The organism is Cellulomonas massiliensis JC225, from assembly GCF_000312005.1.
GTDB classification, from domain to species: Bacteria; Actinomycetota; Actinomycetes; order Actinomycetales; family Cellulomonadaceae; genus Cellulomonas; species Cellulomonas massiliensis.
The window spans coordinates 2,775,956-2,792,815 of the sequence record NZ_HE978588.1 but is presented as its reverse complement, the minus strand read 5'-3'; the positions used below and the strand labels follow the sequence as shown (position 1 = coordinate 2,792,815).

General features: G+C 75.1%; 15 protein-coding genes. 9 read left to right on the top strand and 6 right to left on the bottom strand.

The window, feature by feature from the left end; all coding sequences use genetic code 11:
* Nucleotides 1-50: 50 nt before the first annotated feature.
* Both HGCM_RS13235 and HGCM_RS13230 read left to right on the top strand, forming a co-directional pair.
* Entirely contained in the window at nt 51-2,129 is a 2,079-nt protein-coding gene (locus HGCM_RS13235) for a M3 family metallopeptidase (protein ID WP_019137315.1), read from the top strand.
* Nucleotides 2,126-3,436 (top strand): M20/M25/M40 family metallo-hydrolase, encoded by a 1,311-nt coding sequence (locus HGCM_RS13230; RefSeq protein WP_019137314.1) that lies wholly within the window; start codon nt 2,126-2,128, stop codon nt 3,434-3,436. The genes HGCM_RS13235 and HGCM_RS13230 overlap by 4 nt, the downstream gene beginning before the upstream one ends.
* Before the next feature lie 34 nt (nt 3,437-3,470).
* Here HGCM_RS13230 and HGCM_RS18295 read toward each other — a convergent pair whose 3' ends face one another.
* Nucleotides 3,471-3,731 carry a DUF5703 family protein gene (locus HGCM_RS18295; protein WP_026075471.1) on the bottom strand — a complete coding sequence of 87 codons (261 nt, stop codon included), beginning with the start codon at nt 3,729-3,731 and terminating at the stop codon, nt 3,471-3,473.
* A 79-nt stretch (nt 3,732-3,810) separates the two neighbouring features.
* Between HGCM_RS18295 and HGCM_RS13220 the strand changes: the two genes are divergently transcribed.
* Nucleotides 3,811-4,125 (top strand): hypothetical protein, encoded by a 315-nt coding sequence (locus HGCM_RS13220; RefSeq protein ID WP_019137312.1) that lies wholly within the window; start codon nt 3,811-3,813, stop codon nt 4,123-4,125.
* 33 nt (nt 4,126-4,158) lie between these two features.
* Here HGCM_RS13220 and gdhA read toward each other — a convergent pair whose 3' ends face one another.
* A complete protein-coding gene (gdhA, locus tag HGCM_RS13215; RefSeq protein WP_019137311.1) occupies nt 4,159-5,502 on the bottom strand; it encodes an NADP-specific glutamate dehydrogenase in 1,344 nt (447 codons plus the stop codon).
* Between the two features lie 133 nt (nt 5,503-5,635).
* Nucleotides 5,636-6,598 (bottom strand): aldo/keto reductase, encoded by a 963-nt coding sequence (locus HGCM_RS13210; RefSeq protein ID WP_019137310.1) that lies wholly within the window; start codon nt 6,596-6,598, stop codon nt 5,636-5,638.
* Nucleotides 6,599-6,739: 141 nt separating this feature from the next.
* On the opposite strand from HGCM_RS13210, the gene HGCM_RS13205 reads away from it, so the two are divergent.
* Nucleotides 6,740-7,618, top strand: a complete 879-nt coding sequence (locus tag HGCM_RS13205; protein WP_040399857.1) for an undecaprenyl-diphosphate phosphatase — start codon at nt 6,740-6,742, stop codon at nt 7,616-7,618.
* A 6-nt stretch (nt 7,619-7,624) separates the two neighbouring features.
* Here the strand turns inward: HGCM_RS13205 and HGCM_RS13200 are convergent, their stop codons facing one another.
* Nucleotides 7,625-8,656 carry a magnesium and cobalt transport protein CorA gene (locus tag HGCM_RS13200; RefSeq protein ID WP_019137308.1) on the bottom strand — a complete coding sequence of 344 codons (1,032 nt, stop codon included), beginning with the start codon at nt 8,654-8,656 and terminating at the stop codon, nt 7,625-7,627.
* Between the two features lie 129 nt (nt 8,657-8,785).
* Between HGCM_RS13200 and mshC the strand changes: the two genes are divergently transcribed.
* A complete protein-coding gene (mshC, locus tag HGCM_RS13195) occupies nt 8,786-10,054 on the top strand; it encodes a cysteine--1-D-myo-inosityl 2-amino-2-deoxy-alpha-D-glucopyranoside ligase (RefSeq protein WP_019137307.1) in 1,269 nt (422 codons plus the stop codon).
* A gap of 40 nt (nt 10,055-10,094) precedes the next feature.
* On the opposite strand, the gene HGCM_RS13190 is transcribed toward mshC, so the two are convergent.
* The gene (locus HGCM_RS13190; protein ID WP_019137306.1) at nt 10,095-10,952 is read right to left on the bottom strand and encodes a PAC2 family protein; all 858 of its coding nucleotides are present in this window, start codon (nt 10,950-10,952) and stop codon (nt 10,095-10,097) included.
* Between the two features lie 61 nt (nt 10,953-11,013).
* Here HGCM_RS13190 and HGCM_RS13185 point away from each other — a divergent pair, with 61 nt between their 5' ends.
* Nucleotides 11,014-11,760 (top strand): HAD family hydrolase, encoded by a 747-nt coding sequence (locus HGCM_RS13185; RefSeq protein ID WP_019137305.1) that lies wholly within the window; start codon nt 11,014-11,016, stop codon nt 11,758-11,760.
* A 26-nt stretch (nt 11,761-11,786) separates the two neighbouring features.
* Here the strand turns inward: HGCM_RS13185 and HGCM_RS13180 are convergent, their stop codons facing one another.
* On the bottom strand, nt 11,787-12,704 hold the full coding sequence (locus tag HGCM_RS13180) for a RecB family exonuclease (protein WP_019137304.1): 918 nt from the start codon (nt 12,702-12,704) through the stop codon (nt 11,787-11,789).
* A 108-nt stretch (nt 12,705-12,812) separates the two neighbouring features.
* Here HGCM_RS13180 and HGCM_RS13170 point away from each other — a divergent pair, with 108 nt between their 5' ends.
* The 3 genes from HGCM_RS13170 (at nt 12,813) to arc (ending at nt 16,816) form a co-directional block, all read left to right on the top strand.
* On the top strand, nt 12,813-13,958 hold the full coding sequence (locus tag HGCM_RS13170) for a site-2 protease family protein (RefSeq protein WP_019137302.1): 1,146 nt from the start codon (nt 12,813-12,815) through the stop codon (nt 13,956-13,958).
* 44 nt (nt 13,959-14,002) lie between these two features.
* The gene (locus tag HGCM_RS13165; protein WP_019137301.1) at nt 14,003-15,055 is read left to right on the top strand and encodes a tRNA (adenine-N1)-methyltransferase; all 1,053 of its coding nucleotides are present in this window, start codon (nt 14,003-14,005) and stop codon (nt 15,053-15,055) included.
* A gap of 129 nt (nt 15,056-15,184) precedes the next feature.
* Complete coding sequence (gene arc, locus HGCM_RS13160) at nt 15,185-16,816, top strand: proteasome ATPase (protein ID WP_019137300.1); 1,632 nt, start codon at nt 15,185-15,187, stop codon at nt 16,814-16,816.
* Nucleotides 16,817-16,860: the final 44 nt, after the last annotated feature.

Sequence of the window (16,860 nt, the reverse complement as noted above, 5' to 3'; positions counted from 1 at the left end):
CGGGCCGTGTCCCGCCGTCCGGACCGCACCCGACCGACGAGGATGGCCCGATGACCGCCGAGCTCGACGCCGAGAACCCGTTCGCCCAGCCCTCGACCCTGCCGTACCGGCTGCCCGACTACGCGCGCATCCGTGAGGAGCACTACCGGCCGGCCGCGCTCGCGGCGATGGCGCTGCACCGCGAGGAGCTGGAGGCCATCGCGACGGACCCGGCCCCGCCGACCGTCGAGAACACGCTGGAGGCGCTCGAGTCCTCGGGCCGCGTGCTGCACCGGGTGCTCACGGCGTTCTTCAACCAGTCGAGCTCCGACTCCACGCCCGGGCTCGACGCGATCGAGGAGGAGCTCGCGCCGCTGCTCGCGGCGCATACCGACGCCCTGTACCTCGACGCGCGCCTGCACGCCCGGGTCGAGGCGCTCGCCGCGCGGGCGGAGGCCGGCGAGCTCACGCTCGAGCCGGACACGGCGTGGCTGGTCCACCGGCTGCTCGTCGAGTTCGTCCGCCACGGCGTGGCCCTGGAGCCGGCGGCTCAGGAGCGCCTGCGCGAGCTGAACGCCCGCATCACGTCCCTCGAGACGGCGTTCGGGCGCGAGCTGCTCGCCGCGAGCAACGCGGCCGCGGTCCTCGTCACCGACGAGGCGGAGCTCGACGGCCTGCCCGACGACGCGAAGGCCGCCGCGGCTGCCGCCGCGCAGGGACGCGGGCTCGACGGCTGGCTGCTGGAGCACGAGCTGTCCACGCAGCAGCCCGCGCTCGCGTCGCTGCGCGACCGGAACCTGCGCGAGCGCGTCCACCGTGCGTCGACCACCCGCGGGCTGGGCGGCGAGCACGACACCCGGCCGATCCTGCTGGAGCTGGCGCGGCTGCGCGCCGAGCGGGCACAGCTGCTCGGCTACGAGCACCACGCCGCCTACGTCGCCGCCGACGCGACGGCCGGGTCGGCCCAGGCGGTCGCGGACATGCTCGAGCGCCTGGCGCCCGCGGCGGTCGCGAACGCCCGGGTCGAGGCGCAGGCGCTCGAGGCCGCGCTGCAGGAGGACGTGCCGGGGGCGACGCTCGAGCCGTGGGACTGGGCGTTCTACGCCGAGCGGGTCCGCCGCGAGACGCGGGCCCTCGACGACGCGGCGCTGCGCCCGTACCTGGAGCTGGAGCGCGTGCTGACCGAGGGCGTCTTCCGCGCGGCGCACGAGCTGTACGGCCTGACGTTCGCGGAGCGGCACGACCTCGTCGCGTACCACCCGGACGCGCGCGTGTGGGAGGTGTTCGACGCCGACGGCTCCGGCCTCGGCCTGTTCGTCGGCGACTTCTGGACGCGGGAGTCCAAGCGCGGCGGCGCCTGGATGAACAACCTCGTCGACCAGTCCGGCCTGCTGGGCGAGCAGCCCGTCGTCGTCAACAACCTCAACGTGCCGAAGCCGCCCGCGGGCGAGCCCACGCTGCTCACGTGGGACAACGTCATCACGCTGTTCCACGAGTTCGGCCACGCGCTGCATGGCCTGTTCTCCGCGGTGCGGTACCCGTCCCAGTCCGGCACGTCCGTGCCGCGCGACTTCGTCGAGTACCCCTCGCAGGTCAACGAGATGTGGGCGTGGGACCCGACGGTCGTGCGGTCCTTCGCCGTGCACCACGAGACCGGCGAGCCCATGCCGGCGGAGTGGGTCGAGACGCTGCTCGCGGCGCGCCGCGACGGGCAGGGCTTCGCGACCACGGAGTACCTCGCCGCGGCGCTGCTGGACCAGGCCTGGTACCGGCTCGCCCCCGAGGACGTCCCGACGGACGTCGAGCAGGTGGAGGCGTTCGAGGCCGCCGCGCTGGAGGCCGCGGGCGTCGCGTTCGCCCCGGTGCCGCCGCGGTACCGGACGTCGTACTTCAACCACGTCTTCGGCGGCGGGTACTCGGCGGGCTACTACTCGTACATCTGGTCGGAGGTGCTCGACGCGGACACCGTCACGTGGTTCGAGGAGAACGGCGGGCTCCGCCGCGAGAACGGCGACGCCTTCCGCGCCCGGCTGCTGTCGCGCGGCGGCTCCCTCGACCCGGTGCAGGCGTTCCGTGAGCTGCGCGGGCGGGAGCCCGACCTCGCGCCGCTGCTGGCGCGACGCGGGCTGGACGCGGCGGCCACGGCATGAGCACGCGGGCCGAGGACGAGGTCGTCGGGATCTGCCGGGACCTGCTGCGGATCGACACCTCCAACTACGGCGACGGGTCCGGTCCGGGGGAGCGCGCGGCGGCGGAGCACGTCATGGGCCTGCTCACCGAGGTCGGGCTCGAGCCCGAGCTGTTCGAGAGCGCGCCGGGGCGGGCCAACGTCGTCGTCCGGCTCGAGGGCGCCGACCGCAGCCGGCCGGCGCTGGTGCTGCACGGCCACCTCGACGTGGTGCCGGCGCGCGCGCAGGACTGGTCGGTCGACCCGTTCGCGGGCGAGGAGGTCGACGGCCTCCTGTGGGGGCGCGGCGCCGTGGACATGAAGGACATGGACGCGATGATCCTGGCCGTGGTGCGCCAGATGGTCCGCGAGGGCCGTCGCCCGGCGCGGGACGTCGTCGTCGCGATGTTCGCCGACGAGGAGGCCGGCGGGGCGATGGGCGCCCGGTGGGCGGTCGACCACCGCCCGGAGCTGTTCGAGGGCGCCACGGAGGCGATCAGCGAGGTCGGCGGCTTCTCCGTGGAGGTCGGCGGCACCCGCGCCTACCTGCTGCAGACCGCCGAGAAGGGCCTGTCGTGGATGCGGCTCGTCGCCGACGGACGCGCGCAGCACGGCAGCCAGGTCGCCGTGGACAACGCGGTGACCCACCTCGCCGACGCCGTCGCCCGGCTCGGCCGGCACGCGTGGCCGACGCACCTCACGCCGACCGTCCGCGCGCTCCTGGAGGGCGTCGCGGAGCTGACGGGCCTGCCTCTCGACGAGGAGGACCCGGACGCCGTCGCGCGGCTCGTGGAGGCGCTGGGCCCGGCGTCGCGCTTCGTCGGCGCGACGCTCCGCCACACGACGAACCCGACGCAGCTGGAGGCGGGCTACAAGGCCAACGTCATCCCGGGCCGCGCGGAGGCCACCGTCGACGGCCGGTTCCTGCCGGGGCGCGAGGAGGAGTTCGTCGCCACGGTGGAGGAGCTCGCCGGCCCGCACGTCCGGGTCGAGCGGATCCACCACGACATCGCCGTCGAGGCGCCCGCCACGGGCTCGCTCGTCGACGCCATGACCGACGCGCTGCACGCGGAGGACCCGGGGGCCGTCGTGCTGCCGTACATGCTGTCCGGCGGCACGGACAACAAGTCGCTCGCCCGGCTGGGCATCACGGGCTACGGCTTCGCGCCCCTGCGGCTCGGCCCGGAGCTCGACTTCGCGGGCATGTTCCACGGCGTCGACGAGCGCGTCCCGGTCGACGCGCTGCGCTTCGGCACCCGCGTCCTCGACCGGCTGCTCGCCACCTGCTGACCGGCGCGGGGCCGGCCGGCCCCGCGCCGGACGGTCAGTCCGTCGTCTCCTCGAGCGTGCTGCGCACGCGGATCACCTTGCGGCGGAGCCACACCCGCCGGTGGCCGCCCACGTACAGCACCGACCGGGCGAGCTCCCAGCGGCCGTACTCGGCCTGCTCGGTGAGCATCCGCCGGGTGTCGCCGCCGCTCGTCGTGTGCGGGATCGTCAGCACGCGGTACTCGTACTGCCCACCCTGCGCCGCCCACTGGCTGCGACGCGTCCCCTGCTGTGCCCCGGTCTGTCCGGATGCCATCGCACCACCCTCCGTGACGTGAGGTCGTCGTCGAGGAACTGCGCTGCCATTGTGACCCCGGCGGCGCTACGGTCGTGCCATGACCGTCGACCCGCGTGCCGCCCTGGACAGGCTCGTCGCTGCCCTCGAGGCCCACTACACCGCCGTCGTGCAGCGTCACGGCGACGACGACCCCGCGGTCGACGACGCGTACGACGTGCTCGCCGACGCGTTCGAGGTCTACGACGACGCGCTCGGGACCGTGCACCACGAGGCCCTGCCGTTCTACCTCGCGGAGGAGGACGACGAGGACGACGACGAGGACTGGGACGACGAGTTCGAGGACGACCCGGACGCCGACGACGAGGCGGAGGTCGACGACCTCGCCGAGGACGCGAGCGAGCCGGCGCGCTGACGCGCCGCCCGCCCCGCCGGACGGCGGCGCCGGCTAGATCACGCCCAGCGCGAGCATCGCGTCCGCGACCTGCGTGAATCCGGCGATGTTCGCCCCGGCGACGTAGCTGCCCGGGCGGCCGTACTCGTCGGCGGTCTCGAGGCACCGCTCGTGGATGCCGTGCATGATCTCGGCGAGGCGCGCCTCGGTGTGCTCGAACGACCAGCTGTCGCGCGAGGCGTTCTGCTGCATCTCGAGCGCGCTCGTCGCGACGCCGCCCGCGTTCGCCGCCTTGCCGGGCACGAACACCACCCCCGCGGACTCCAGCACCCGGACCGCCTGCGGCGTGCACGGCATGTTGGCGCCCTCGGCGACCACGACGCAGCCGCCGCGCACGAGCGTCTCGGCGTGGCCTCCGTCGAGCTCGTTCTGCGTCGCGCAGGGGAGCGCGACGTCGCACGGCACGTCCCACACCGAGCCGTCCTCGACGAACCGCGCGCCGCTCTCCGCCGCGTACACGGCGATCCGCTCGCGCCGCGCCTGCTTGACGTCCTTGAGCAGCTCGAGGTCGATCCCCTTGTCGTCCACGACGTAGCCGCTGGAGTCGGAGCACGCGACGACGACCCCGCCGAGCTGCTGCACCTTCTCGGCGGCGTACAGGGCGACGTTCCCGGACCCGGAGACGACGACGCGCCGGCCGTCGAAGGACGCGCCGCGCGCCGCGAGCACGTCCTGCACGAAGAACACGGTGCCGTAGCCCGTCGCCTCGGTGCGGACCTGCGAGCCGCCCCAGGTCAGGCCCTTGCCGGTGAGCACCCCGGACTCGTACCGGTTGGTGATGCGCTTGTACTGGCCGAACAGGTAGCCGATCTCCCGCCCGCCGACGCCGATGTCGCCCGCGGGCACGTCGGTGTGCTCGCCGATGTGGCGGTAGAGCTCGGTCATGAACGACTGGCAGAACCGCATGATCTCGGCGTCGGAGCGACCCTTCGGGTCGAAGTCGGAGCCGCCCTTGCCGCCCCCGATCGGCATGCCGGTCAGCGCGTTCTTGAACACCTGCTCGAACCCGAGGAACTTGACGATGCCCAGGTAGACGCTGGGGTGGAAGCGCAGGCCGCCCTTGTACGGGCCCAGCGCGGAGTTGAACTCGACGCGGAACCCGCGGTTGAGCTGGACGCGCCCGGCGTCGTCCACCCACGGCACCCGGAAGATGAGCTGCCGCTCGGGCTCGCACAGGCGGCGGATCACCGCGGCGTCGGTGTACTGCGGGCGCTTCGCCACCACCGGACCCAGGCTCTCGAGCACCTCGCGCACGGCCTGGTGGAACTCGAGCTCACCCGGGTTGCGCCGCAGCACCTCCGTGTAGACGTCCCCGAGCGCGTCGTCCAGTGCCGTCATCGTCCTGCCCTCCCGTCGGGCGGCTGCCGCCGCCGTGCGGCCCGGCCGCCGGCCGGTGCCGCCTGCACCCGAAAGCACGGCACTGTGCCAGAGGTGCACGGGAGGTGCGCCGGATGCCCGGGGTGCGGACGGCTCAGAACCGCTCGGGGTAGCCGACGGGCGGTGCGCTGACCTCGTCGAGCGCCGCCGCGACCTCCGCCGGCAGCGGCAGGTCCAGCGACGCCAGCGAGCCCCGCAGCTGCGCGGCGGTCCGGGCGCCGACGACGGCCGACGCGACGTGCGGGCGGCTGCGCACCCAGGCCAGCGCGACCTCGAGGGGCTGCCGCTCGAGACCGGCGGCGGCCGTGGCGACGGCCTCCACGACGGCGCTGGACGCGCCCGCGAGGAACGGCTGCACGAACCCGGCGAGGTGGGCGGACGCGGCGCGCGAGTCCGCCGGGATCGTGCGCCGGTACTTGCCGGTCAGCACGCCCCGGCCCAGGGGCGACCAGGCGAGCAGCCCGGCGCCGAGGGCCGCGCACGCGGGGAGCACCTCGCGTTCTACCCCGCGCTGCAGCAGCGAGTACTCGCTCTGGACGGCGGCCAGGCCGACCTCGCGCTCGAGCAGCGACGCGGCGCGCGCCACCTGCCAGCCCGCGTGGTTCGACAGGCCGACGTACCGCGCGCGCCCGCTGCGCACCGCGAGCGCGAGCGCCGAGACGGTCTCCTCGAGCGGGGTGCGCGGGTCCGGGGTCTGCACGAACCACAGGTCGACGTGGTCCGTGCCCAGCCGGGCCAGCGACGCGTCGAGGGAGTCCAGCAGCCCGCCGCGCGACGCGTCCACGACGTTGCCGCCGGGCGTGCGCCGCACGCCGGCCTTCGTGGACAGCACGACGTCCTCGCGAGCGACCACGTCGCCCAGGAGCGAGCCGAGCAGCAGCTCGGCCCCGCCCTCCGCGTAGGAGGCCGACGTGTCCACCAGCGTGCCGCCCGCGTCGACGAAGTCCCGCAGCTGCTCGGCCGCGTCGTGCGGGTCGGTGTCGCGGCTCCAGGTCATCGTGCCCAGGGCCAGGGACGACACCCGCAGCCCCGTGCGGCCGACCTGGCGCTGATCCATGCCCGCACCCTAACCGGGGGGACCGCGACGCACGGGTCACCCGGTGGGTGACGTCCGCCTCGGCCACCAGGCCCGCGACCCGCCGCGGTCCGGCGCCTGCCGGCCCGCCCCGGGCGGCTAGGGTGGCGCGTCGTGGCGGACATGGGAGCGGGCGAGGCGATCATCCTGGGCCTCGTGCAGGGCCTGACGGAGTTCCTGCCGATCTCCTCGAGCGCGCACCTGCGCATCGTGGGCGACCTCATGGGCTCCGACCCGGGTGCGGCGTTCACCGCGATCACCCAGCTCGGGACCGAGACCGCGGTGCTGCTCTACTTCCGGCGCGACATCGCCCGGATCGTCGGCGCGTGGTGGCGGGCCCTGCGCGGCGCGCACGGCAGCGACTGGCGCTCGCGCGCGGGCATGCCGGCCGGGGCACCGGCCGACCACGACGCGCTCATGGCGTGGTTCATCGCCCTCGGCACCGTGCCGATCGTCGTCCTCGGCCTGGCGTTCCAGGACTCGATCGAGGGCGTCTTCCGGAACCTGTGGCTCGTGGCGCTGACCCTCGCCGGCTTCGCGCTCGTCCTGGGCTGGGCCGACCGCCGCAGCCGCCGGGAGCGGACCCTGGAGCAGCTCACCGCGCGGCACGCGGTCCAGTTCGGCCTCTGGCAGGCGCTCGCGCTCGTGCCGGGCGTCTCCCGCTCCGGCGGGACGATCACCGGCGGCCTGCTCATGGGGTACACCCGCGAGGCGGCCGCCCGGTACTCGTTCCTGCTGGCGATCCCGGCCGTGTTCGGCTCGGGGCTGTTCCAGCTCGCGTCGAGCCTCGACGAGTTCGGCACCGCCGGGACGCCGGGGCTGGCCCCGACGCTGATCGCCACGGTCGTCGCGTTCTTCGTCGGCTACCTCGTCATCATCGCGTTCCTCAAGATCGTCTCGACCTTCAGCTACGCGCCGTTCGTCTGGTACCGGCTGGGGCTCGCGGCCCTCGTCGTGCTGCTGCTGCTCACCGGCACGCTCGACGCGGTGCCGCAGGCCTGACGCGCCTCAGAGCCAGCCCGAGCGCCGGAACAGCCGGTAGAGCACCACGCACACGACGGCCATGCCGGCCAGGACGAGCGGGTAGCCGTACGTCCACGACAGCTCCGGCATGTGGCGGAAGTTCATGCCGTAGATGCCCGCGACCAGCGTGGGCACCGCCGCGATCGCGGCCCACGCCGAGATCTTGCGCATGTCCTCGTTCTGCCGCACCGAGACCTGCGCGAGATGGACCTGCAGCATCGCGTCGAGGAGGGAGTCGTGGCCCTCGAGGTGCCGGTCGATGCGGTCCGCGGTGCCCTGCACGTGCGGCAGCCAGGCGCGTGCCGGGTGCTCCACCGACGGGTCCTCCGTGTCGGAGATGAGGTCGGGCAGCACGGACGTGACGGGGCCGAGCGCCCGGCGCGCCTCGGCGATCTCGCGCTTGAGGTCGTAGATGGGCTCCAGCGGGTCGTCGGTGCGCTCGGTCGAGAACACCAGCCGCTCCATCGTCGCGACCGCCTCGCCGAGCGCGACCTCCACGTCGGCCGCGGAGCCCACGAGCGTCTTGAGGACGGCGGCCAGGACCTGCTGCACGCCGGGCCCGGTCATGGCCGGCCCGTTGCACAGGCGCGCGGCCGCGTGGTCGAGGACGGCCGCGTCCCCCTGCTCGGCCGTGATGACGACGTGGTCGGTCACGACGCACGTGAGCGTGCCGGTGTGCACGTCGCGGGTCTCCTCGACGAACGACAGGGTCGGCGCGGTGAGCACGACGTCGCCGTCCGGGGTGCGGTCCACCCGGGCGCGACGCGAGTGACCGGCGTCGAGCGCGTGGGCGAGCGGCCCGCGGTGCTCCAGGACCGCGATGGTCGTGTCGCTGCTGCCGTAGCGGCGCGCGGCCTCCGGCACGTCGCCGGGTCGCGCGACGATCACCCACGTCGCCTCGACGCGGTCCCCGGCGCCCGGCGGCAGCTCGCGCCACGCGCCCCCGACGAGCGTCAGGACGCGGTCCCTGGCCGCCGCGTCGGTCGTCGGTGCGCTCGTGCCGGTCGCTGTGCCCACCTGCGCATCATCGCCCCGCGGCGCCCGTCCGCGCAGCGAGGCCGCGCCGGGGTGCTCCACCGGTCTGCCCGCGGGCGGACGGCGACGGGCGCGGCGGGCCGGGCGGCCGCTCGCCGTTAGGCTTCGCTGGTGCTCACCTGGCCGCCGCCGCAGATCCCGCAGCTCCCCGGCCGAGGGGAGCAGGTGCGGGTCCACGACAGCTCGACGGGCCGGACCGTCGTCGCCGCGAGCGGCCCCCGGGCGACGCTCTACGCGTGCGGCATCACCCCGTACGACGCGACCCACCTCGGCCACGCCGCCACCTACGTCGCGTTCGACCTGCTGGTCCGCGCCTGGCGCGACGCCGGCCTGACGGTGCGGTACGCGAGCAACGTGACCGACGTCGACGACCCGCTGCTCGAGCGCGCGCAGGCCACCGGCGTCGACTGGCAGGAGCTCGCGCGCGACCAGGTCGCCCTGTTCACGGAGGACATGACGGCGCTCGGCGTCGTGCCGCCGGACTCGTGGCGCGGCGTCGTCGAGTCGGTCGGCGACGTGGTCGCCGCCGTCGAGCGGCTGCTCACGGCCGGGCTCGCGTACCGGGTGCCGACGCCCGAGGCCGACGGCGGCACCGAGCTGGGCGACGTGTACGCCGACGTGGCGGCGGACCCCCGGTTCGGCTCCGTCGCCGGGCTCGACGACGCCACGATGCGCGCGCTGTCCGCGGAGCGCGGCGGCGACCCCGAGCGTCCCGGCAAGCGCCACCCCCTGGACCCGCTGCTGTGGCGGCGCGAGCGGCACGGCGAGCCGGCGTGGGACGGCGGCTCGCTGGGTCGCGGACGACCCGGCTGGCACATCGAGTGCACCGTCATCGCGCGCGACGCCCTCGGCGAGTCGTTCGACGTGGAGGGCGGCGGCAGCGACCTGCTGTTCCCGCACCACGAGATGAGCACCTCGCACGCCCGGGGCCTCGGCGGCCACGGCGGCGCCGTCCACGTGCACGCGGGCATGGTCGGGCTGCACGGCGAGAAGATGAGCAAGTCACGGGGCAACCTCGTGCTCGTCTCCGCCCTGCGCGCGCAGGGCGTCGACCCGATGGCGGTCCGCCTCGCCGTCCTCGCGCACCACTACCGCAGCGACTGGGAGTGGACCGACGAGGTGCTGTCCGAGGCCCAGGCGCGGCTGGAGCGCTGGCGGCGGGCGCTGTCGGGCAACGGCGGTCCCGACGCCACCGGCGTCCTCGCCGGCGTGCGGGCGGCCGTGGCCGACGACCTCGACGCCCCGCGGGCCCTCGCGGTGGTCGACGCGTGGGTGGAGCAGGCGTTCGTGCTCGCCGCGCAGCCGGGCGCGGTGCTCGTCGAGGGCGCGCCGGGCGTGGTGGCACGCACCATCGACGCGCTGCTCGGCGTGCGCATGTGACGACGGCCGGACGGGCCGCTCCCGCCGCGCGGCCCGGGGCTCAGCCCGCGCCGGTGCCCTTGTCGCGGCGCCGCAGGTAGCGCTCGAACTCCTGCGCGATCGCCTCGCCGCTCGCCTCCGGCAGGTCGGCGGTGTCCTTCGCCTCCTCCAGCTGGCGCACGTACTCGCCGATCTCGGCGTCCTCGCCCGCGAGCTCGTCGACCCCGTGCTGCCACGCCTGGGCGTCGTCGGGGAGCTCGCCCATCGGCACCGTCTCGCCGAGCAGCTGCTCGAGGCGCTGCAGGACCGCGAGCGTCGCCTTCGGCGACGGCGGGTGCGCGACATAGTGGGGGACGGCCGCCCATAGCGACAGCGCGCGCAGACCGCGCGCCTGCGCCTGGTGCTGCAGCACGCCGACGATGCCGGTCGGGCCCTCGTAGGTGTTCGGCTCGAGGTCGAGGTGCTGGCGCACGTCGGCGTCGTCGCTGCTGGCCGTCACCGGGATCGGCCGGGTGTGCGGGACGTCGGCCAGCAGCGCCCCGAGCGAGACGACGGTGCGCACGCCGAGGCCGGCCGCGATGTCGAGCAGTTCGGCGCAGTACCGGCGCCACCGCATCGACGGCTCGATGCCGTGCACGATGACGACCGTGCGGCCCGTCGGCGTCGTGGCGACCGACACCGTCGTCGTGGGCCAGGTGATGGTGCGCCGCCCGTCCGCGCCGAAGCCGATGACCGGACGGTTCACCTGGAAGTCGTGGTACTCCTCGGGGTCGAGCTCGTCGACCTCGGTGGCGCCCCACACCTCGTCGAGGTGCTCGAGAGCCTGCGTGACCGCGGACCCGGCGTCGTTCCAGCCCTCGAAGGCGGCGAGGAGGACGGGGTCGCGGTCGGGGAGCTGGCCCTGCGTGGCGTCGTCCATCCGTCCAGCGTAGGACCCCGGCGGGCGGGGGAGCGGCAGGGGCGCGGGTACCCTCGACGGGATGCCGACGAACCCCGCGCGCCCCGACGTGCCCGCAGCCGACCTCGCCACCGACCTCGCCGCCGAGCCCGTCGCGGCCCCCCGGCTTCCCGCCGCGGTGCTCTGGGACATGGACGGCACGCTGATCGACACCGAGCCGCTGTGGATCGCCGCCGAGACCGATCTCGTCGGCTCGTTCGGGGGGACCTGGACGCACGAGGACGGCCTCGCCCTGGTCGGCGGCCCGATGACGCAGGCCGCGGCCGTCCTGCAGGAGCGCGGCGTCGACCTGCCCGCCGACGAGATCATCGACGTGCTCAACGCCCGCGTGGCCGCGGGCGTCGCGGCCAGCACGCCCTGGCAGCCGGGCGCCCGCGAGCTTCTCGCGGCTCTCTCGGACGCCGGTGTGCGGATGGCCCTGGTCACGTCGTCGTTCGAGGTCCTGGCCGAGCCGTTCGCGCGCACGGCCGGCTGCTTCGAGGTCGTCGTCGCCGGCGACCGGGTGCGCGAGCCGAAGCCCTCGCCGGAGCCGTACCTCACCGCCGCGGCCGCGCTCGGCGTCCCCGTCGAGCGCTGTGTCGCGGTGGAGGACTCGCGCTCCGGCATCGCCTCCGCGACGGCGGCGGGCGCGCGGGTGCTCGCGGTCGAGGCGCTGGTGCCGGTCGAGCAGCGCCCGGGGCTGAGCCGCGTGCGCGGGCTGGACACGGTGTCCGTGGCCGACCTGGCGCGGATCGCCGCCGGCGAGACGCTGGACCTGCTGCCCGCCTGACGGGCGTCGCCCGCCGAGCCGGCGGGTCAGGCCGGGACGACGCCCGTGGCACGCTCGACGGCGCCGGGGGGCACGACCGGCGGGGTGCCGCCGAACGACGGGCACAGGTCGCGGAACGCGCACCAGTCGCAGAGCTTCGACGGCTTCGGCCGCCAGTCGCCCGAGCGTGCCGTGTCCTGGATCCCGGCCCAGATCGACCGGACGCGCGACTCGACGGTCGCCATCTCCGCCTCGGTGGGCTCGTGCGCGAGGACGACCCCGTCGCCGAGGTACTCCAGCTGCAGGCGCTTGGGGAGCACGCCGCGCGTGCGCCAGATGACGTACGCGTAGAACCGCATCTGGAACAGCGCCGAGCTCTCGAACCCCGGGCGCGGCGAGCGGCCCGTCTTGTAGTCGACGACCCGCACCCAGCCGTTGGGCGCCACGTCCACCCGGTCCACGACGCCCCGCAGGTGCGGCCCGTCCTCGAGCTCCGTGCTCACGGACAGCTCGCGGGCGCGCGGCTCGAGGCGCGTCGGGTCCTCCAGCGTGAAGTACGTGGACAGCAGGGCCCGCGCCTCGGCGAACCAGCGCTGCGGGACGTCGGGGTCCTCCTCGTCGGCGAGCAGGTCGACGAGCTCGGGCGCCTGCTCGACCATCTCGGCCCAGCGCACCGGCACGAGCCCGTGCGCGGCCTCGACGGTGCGCTCGGCGGCCGGGAGCTCGAACAGGTGCTCCAGCACCGCGTGCACGAGGGTGCCGCGTGCCGCGGCGGCGCTCTGCGGTTCCGGCAGGCGGTCGACGACGCGGAAGCGGAACAGCAGCGGGCAGCGCAGGAAGTCGTTCGCGCGCGACGGCGACAGCCCAGGCCGGGACGGGCGACGCACCTCGGCGTCCGCACCCTCCGCGGCGGCTCCCGAGGTCGTCAGGTCGGGGGCGGCGGGCAGGGCGAGGTCGGTCGTCACGGCACGAGGGTAGGCAGGCGCGCCGACAGGCCCGCCCTCGACCCGCCGATGCGGACGACCACGCCGGCGCGCCGCGGGGGTCCGCCGGCGCCACCTAGCATGAGGGCCGTGAGCACCCCGCAGCAGGAGCACGCCCGTGGCTGGACCGTCGGGCGGGTCGCGGGGGCGCCGATCATCCTGACGCCGAGCATGCTCGTGCTCGCCGTCGTCCTGACCCTCGTCGTCACGCCGTCGATCCGGTCGCAGGCCCCGGAGCTCGGCGGCGGCATCTACCTGGTCGCGGCGGCGTTCGTCGTCCTGCTCCTCGCGTCCGTGCTGGTGCACGAGATCGCGCACGGCGTCGTCGCGCGCGCCCGCGGCCAGCAGCCGTTCGAGTTCGTCCTCACCCTGTGGGGCGGCCACACCTCGTTCGGCGGGCTCGCGCCGACGCCGGCGACCAACGCGCTCGTCGCGATCGTCGGCCCGGTGGCGAACCTCGTCCTGGCGGGCGCGTTCCTCGGGCTCGCCCGGGTCGTGGACCCCTGGTCGGTCGCGGCGCTCCTGCTCTACTCGGGCGCCGTGACCAACGGGTTCGTCGCGGTCTTCAACCTGCTGCCCGGCCTGCCCCTGGACGGTGGCCGCGTGCTCGAGGCGGTGGTCTGGGCGGTCACGGGGGACCGGCACCGTGGGACGGTCGCGGCGGCCTGGGTCGGCCGCGCGGTCGCCGTTGCGGTCGTCGCGTGGGTGCTCGCCGTCCCGCTCGTCGAGGGACGCTCGCCCGACCTGTTCGCCGTCGTGTGGGGCGTGCTCATCGGCGGGTTCCTCTGGTCGGGGGCCTCGGCGTCGCTGCGCGGCGCGCAGCACGGCCGCGCGGCCGAGGCGCTCACGATCGACGCCGTGGGGACGCGCGCGGTCGCCGTCGCGCACACGACGTCGGTCGCGGAGGCGGGCGCCGCCGCCGCCACGGCCGGCGCGGCCGAGGTCGTCCTCCTGTCGCCCGACGGTCGTCCCGCCGCCTACGTCGACCGGGCGTCGGCCGCCGCCGTGCCGCCCGCGCAGCAGCCCACGACGCCCGTGACCTCGGTCGCCGTCGCGCTGCCGGGCGGAGCCGTCGTGGACGCGTCGCTGTCGGGACGCGCCCTGCTCGAGGCGCTGGCGGGCGCGCTCCAGCTGTCGCCGGTCGTGGTCGGGCTCGTCGACGGGCGCGTCGTCGCCCTCGTGCGCACGCCGGACGTCGTGCGCGCCCTGGACCCCCGCGCCGCCCGCACGGCCTGACCGCCCGGGTCCGGCGGGCGCGCGGGCGCCTAGGATCGTCGGTCGTGACCACCGACGCGCCCACCGGCGCCCACCTGCGCCGAGGCCCGTTCCGCGAGGGTGAGCGCGTGCAGCTCACCGACCCGCGGGGCCGGCTGCACACCATCACGCTCGCCCCGGGCGCGACGTTCCACACGCACCGCGGCTACCTGCGCCACGACGACCTCGTGGGCGCGCCCGAGGGCACGGTGGTGACGAACACCGCGGGGATCGAGTACCTGGCGCTGCGGCCGCTGCTCGCGGACCACGTCATGTCGATGCCCCGCGGCGCCGCGGTCGTCTACCCCAAGGACGCCGGCCAGATCGTCACCATGGGGGACATCTACCCGGGCGCTCGGGTCGTCGAGGCGGGCGTCGGGTCCGGCGCCCTGACGATGTCGCTCCTGCGCGCGGTCGGCGACGGCGGGAGCCTGCACTCGATCGAGCGGCGCGAGGACTTCGCCGAGATCGCCCGCGGGAACGTGGAGGGCTTCTTCGGCGGCCCGCACCCGGCGTGGGAGCTCACGGTGGGCGACCTGGCGGACGTGCTGCCGACGGCCGCCGGGCCGGGCACGGTCGACCGGGTGGTGCTCGACATGCTCGCGCCGTGGGAGAACCTCGACGCGGTCGCGACGGCTCTCGCGCCCGGCGGTCTCCTGCTCTGCTACGTCGCCACCACCACGCAGCTCTCGCGGCTCGCGGAGGACCTGCGCAGCGACGGCCGGTACACCGAGCCCGAGGCGTGGGAGTCGATGGTCCGCGGCTGGCACCTCGAAGGGCTGGCCGTGCGCCCGCAGCACCGGATGATCGGGCACACGGGCTTCCTGCTGACGACCCGCCGGCTCGCGCCGGGCGTCGAGGCGCCGCAGCGCAGGCGCCGGCCGGCCAAGGGGTCGTACCCGGTGGCCGAGGACGGCGCGCCGCAGCCGGACGCCGAGCTCTGGTCGGAGGAGGCGATGGGGGTGCGCGTGCCCTCCGACAAGCGCGTGCGCCGGCTGCGCCGCGACGTCGGCCGGCCCCGGGAGACGGGCGCTGCCGCGCCCGCGCCGGAGGCCGACGACCAGCCACCGGTCGGGTGACCCGCCCGGGCCGCCGGAGGCGTACCGTGCGTCGTCCCGCACCCGTGCGCATCCGCGGTTAGGGTCGTCGGACCAGCGGGCAGTTCGCACAGCGCGGTGCACCCCCACCTTGCAGAAGGAGGTCGTGCGATGACGGACCCGGCAGCAGGACGAGACCTGCAGCGCGAGCTCGCGGTGCTCGCGGCCAAGAACGAGCGGCTCAGCGAGGCGCTGGTGGCGGCGCGCGAGCAGATCCTCGAGCTCAAGCGCCAGGTGGACGACCTGGCCAAGCCCCCGGGCACCTACGCGACGTTCCTGGGCGCACGGGCGGACGGCACCGTCGACGTCGTCTCCGCCGGCCGCAAGATGCACGTCGGCGCCAGCCCGGCGCTGGACGTGCAGCGGCTGCGGCCCGGCCAGGAGGTCATGCTCAACGAGGCGCTCACGGTCGTCGAGGCCGGCGGCTACGAGCAGGTGGGCGAGCTCGTCACGGTCAAGGAGCTGCTGGGCGAGGGGCGCGTGCTCGTCGTCGGGCGCGGCGACGAGGAGCGGGTCGTGCGGCTCGCCGGGCAGGTCGTGGACGCGAAGGTCCGCGTCGGCGACGCGCTGACGGTCGACTCGCGCAGCGGCTTCGTCTTCGAGGTCATCCCGCGGGCCGAGGTCGAGGAGCTCGTCCTCGAGGAGGTCCCGGACATCGAGTACGAGGACATCGGCGGGCTGGGCCCGCAGATCGAGACGATCCGCGACGCCGTCGAGCTGCCGTTCCTGCACCCCGAGCTGTTCCGCGAGCACGGGCTCAAGCCGCCGAAGGGCGTGCTGCTGTACGGGCCGCCCGGGTGCGGCAAGACGCTCATCGCGAAGGCCGTCGCGCACTCGCTGGCGGCGACGGCGGCCGCGGCCCGGGGCGACGACGTCGCCGCGGCGCGCAGCTACTTCCTCAACGTCAAGGGCCCCGAGCTGCTGAACAAGTACGTCGGGGAGACGGAGCGACACATCCGCCTCATCTTCGCCCGGGCGCGGGAGAAGGCGTCGCAGGGCCACCCGGTGGTCGTGTTCTTCGACGAGATGGAGTCGCTGTTCCGCACCCGCGGCACCGGCGTCTCCAGCGACGTGGAGACGACGATCGTGCCGCAGCTCCTCTCGGAGATCGACGGCGTCGAGCGGCTGGAGAACGTCATCGTCATCGGCGCCTCGAACCGCGAGGACATGATCGACCCGGCGATCCTGCGGCCGGGCCGGCTCGACGTGAAGATCAAGATCGAGCGCCCCGACGCCGAGGGCGCCCGCGAGATCTTCGGCAAGTACCTCACGCCCGACCTCCCGATCCACGCCGACGACCTCGCCGAGCACGGCGGCAGCGCCGCGGCGGCCGTCGAGGGGATGATCACGCGCGTCGTCGAGCGCATGTACACCGAGAGCGACGAGAACCGCTTCCTCGAGGTGACGTACGCGAGCGGCGACAAGGAGATCCTGTACTTCAAGGACTTCAACTCCGGCGCGATGATCCAGAACGTCGTCGACCGGGCGAAGAAGACCGCGATCAAGGACCTCCTCGCGACGGGCCAGCGCGGCATCCGCGTCGACCACCTGCTGAGCGCGTGCGTCGACGAGTTCAAGGAGAACGAGGACCTGCCGAACACGACGAACCCCGACGACTGGGCGCGGATCTCCGGCAAGAAGGGCGAGCGCATCGTCTTCATCCGGACGATCACCCAGGGCAAGAAGGGCGTCGACGGCTCGCGGACCATCGAGACGGTGACGAGCACGGGCCAGTACCTCTGACGGCCCGCACGGCGCCCCGTCGGCCGCGCCCGGCGGGCCCGGCC

Bases quoted from the DNA above. Each gene is read 5' to 3' on its own strand.
- HGCM_RS13235 (WP_019137315.1), top strand. From the start codon at position 51: ATGACCGCCGAGCTCGACGCCGAGAACCCGTTCGCCCAGCCCTCGACC.
- HGCM_RS13230 (WP_019137314.1), top strand. From the start codon at position 2,126: ATGAGCACGCGGGCCGAGGACGAGGTCGTCGGGATCTGCCGGGACCTG.
- HGCM_RS18295 (WP_026075471.1), bottom strand. From the start codon at position 3,731: ATGGCATCCGGACAGACCGGGGCACAGCAGGGGACGCGTCGCAGCCAG.
- HGCM_RS13220 (WP_019137312.1), top strand. From the start codon at position 3,811: ATGACCGTCGACCCGCGTGCCGCCCTGGACAGGCTCGTCGCTGCCCTC.
- gdhA (WP_019137311.1), bottom strand. From the start codon at position 5,502: ATGACGGCACTGGACGACGCGCTCGGGGACGTCTACACGGAGGTGCTG.
- HGCM_RS13210 (WP_019137310.1), bottom strand. From the start codon at position 6,598: ATGGATCAGCGCCAGGTCGGCCGCACGGGGCTGCGGGTGTCGTCCCTG.
- HGCM_RS13205 (WP_040399857.1), top strand. From the start codon at position 6,740: ATGGGAGCGGGCGAGGCGATCATCCTGGGCCTCGTGCAGGGCCTGACG.
- HGCM_RS13190 (WP_019137306.1), bottom strand. From the start codon at position 10,952: ATGGACGACGCCACGCAGGGCCAGCTCCCCGACCGCGACCCCGTCCTC.
- HGCM_RS13185 (WP_019137305.1), top strand. From the start codon at position 11,014: ATGCCGACGAACCCCGCGCGCCCCGACGTGCCCGCAGCCGACCTCGCC.
- arc (WP_019137300.1), top strand. From the start codon at position 15,185: ATGACGGACCCGGCAGCAGGACGAGACCTGCAGCGCGAGCTCGCGGTG.